Here is a 1,480-nt window from a genome sequence, read left to right on the forward strand (position 1 = left end):
GAAATGTCAACGGAGCCTAATCATTAACATAAAATAATTAGCTTGCTATTGGAATCGCTTATTTACACAACATAGCATCAAACCAGGTTAAAACTTCTCAAGCGCCTTACTTTAGAGCACTCAAAATTAGGTTAGGTTAGATTAATAAATCACAATAGACCAATCACTTTATCCAGGCATTTTAATAATTTCTCGTGCTACCGTCATATCAAATTTCAACTTCATCTCTAGATAATCCATAAACACCTCACGAGCCAGCTCTCTTTGGACATCCGCTGCTGGGCCCTCTAATCTCATTAGAAACTCTTCGTAAATATAATTCCTAAACTCAATGGGTGCGTATTTTTTTAGGTTGTGAATATTATGACCCGCATCATATAGCAAATCGATACATTGACTAATTTCTTGATCACATACGGAAAAGACAAGCTCGCACACAGGCTCACGGTGAAAAGCCTCTACAGCTTCAACTGTTCCAGCAGACTCTGCTGCAAATTTTGCTAATGATTTTTTCTGTCTGGTGAACATAACTGACTCTCCTTGTTCTTTTAATAGATGTAGACCATTTTACTGCAAATAACCACCATCATTATAAACAAAAACAGACGGTACTGAGTTTCCTGAGCAAAGCCACTCTTACAAAAACAGCCACCTCACCCTAAAACATGTTAGAATAAGCTTCAGTCTTAACAAAAAACTCTATTTATACAGAATATTTTATATACCATCAATTCATTTAATAACCTAGATTTTATGTCTTTATTCCTTGAAAACTCGGAATTAAAAATAAAGATAAGGAGTAGAAATAATGACCTTTGGCATTTGGCTATCTTTATTTGCTGTATGTATATTAGGTGCGATGTCTCCAGGGCCTAGCCTTGCCATTGTTACCAAGCATAGCTTAGCCAATGGCCGCTGGCACGGCATTGCCACTTCATGGTCTCACGCACTAGGTGTTGGTTTATACGCAACACTCACCTTATTAGGCTTAGCTGTATTACTGAAAAAATCGCCCATATTGTTTACCATCATCAGCTATGCTGGCGCTGGCTATTTAGTCTATCTAGGAATAAATGCATTACGCTCTAAAGGCGGTATTGACTCTAAGCTTAACCTTGGCCAACCGGCACCACTTAAAGACAGCTGCCGAGAAGGCTTCATGATCTCATTGTTCAATCCAAAACTTGCACTATTTTTCCTCGCGCTGTTTAGTCAGTTTATCTCTGTAGGGCACCAATTATCGAGCCAAGTCATTATCGTTGCAACTCCGACACTGGTTGATGGGCTTTGGTATACCTTAATCGCCTTTATTCTATCCAATCCCAAGGTACTCAGTATTCTAAAAAATAAAGCTCAGCTAATTGACCGTTTATCAGGTATCGTGTTGCTGCTTTTAGCCAGTGTTTTTATTATATCAACGATTAGCCATTCTATATTCAATATAGTGGTTCAATGAGGATGGCGTAAGCGTCGCTACCTC

Annotated in this window: 2 protein-coding genes; one reads left to right on the forward strand and one right to left on the reverse strand. The window is 38.6% G+C overall.

Annotation, left to right across the window (positions count from 1 at the left end; all coding sequences use genetic code 11):
• Positions 1-168: 168 nt before the first annotated feature.
• The gene (locus C200_RS13695; RefSeq protein WP_016212267.1) at positions 169-528 is read right to left on the reverse strand and encodes a hypothetical protein; all 360 of its coding nucleotides are present in this window, start codon (positions 526-528) and stop codon (positions 169-171) included.
• A 280-nt stretch (positions 529-808) separates the two neighbouring features.
• On the opposite strand from C200_RS13695, the gene C200_RS13700 reads away from it, so the two are divergent.
• On the forward strand, positions 809-1,456 hold the full coding sequence (locus tag C200_RS13700; protein WP_016212266.1) for a LysE family translocator: 648 nt from the start codon (positions 809-811) through the stop codon (positions 1,454-1,456).
• Positions 1,457-1,480 lie beyond the last annotated feature (24 nt).

This window comes from Piscirickettsia salmonis LF-89 = ATCC VR-1361, assembly GCF_000297215.2.
Classification (GTDB): Bacteria; Pseudomonadota; Gammaproteobacteria; order Piscirickettsiales; family Piscirickettsiaceae; genus Piscirickettsia; species Piscirickettsia salmonis.

Bases quoted from the DNA above. Each gene is read 5' to 3' on its own strand.
- C200_RS13695 (WP_016212267.1), bottom strand. From the start codon at position 528: ATGTTCACCAGACAGAAAAAATCATTAGCAAAATTTGCAGCAGAGTCT.
- C200_RS13700 (WP_016212266.1), top strand. From the start codon at position 809: ATGACCTTTGGCATTTGGCTATCTTTATTTGCTGTATGTATATTAGGT.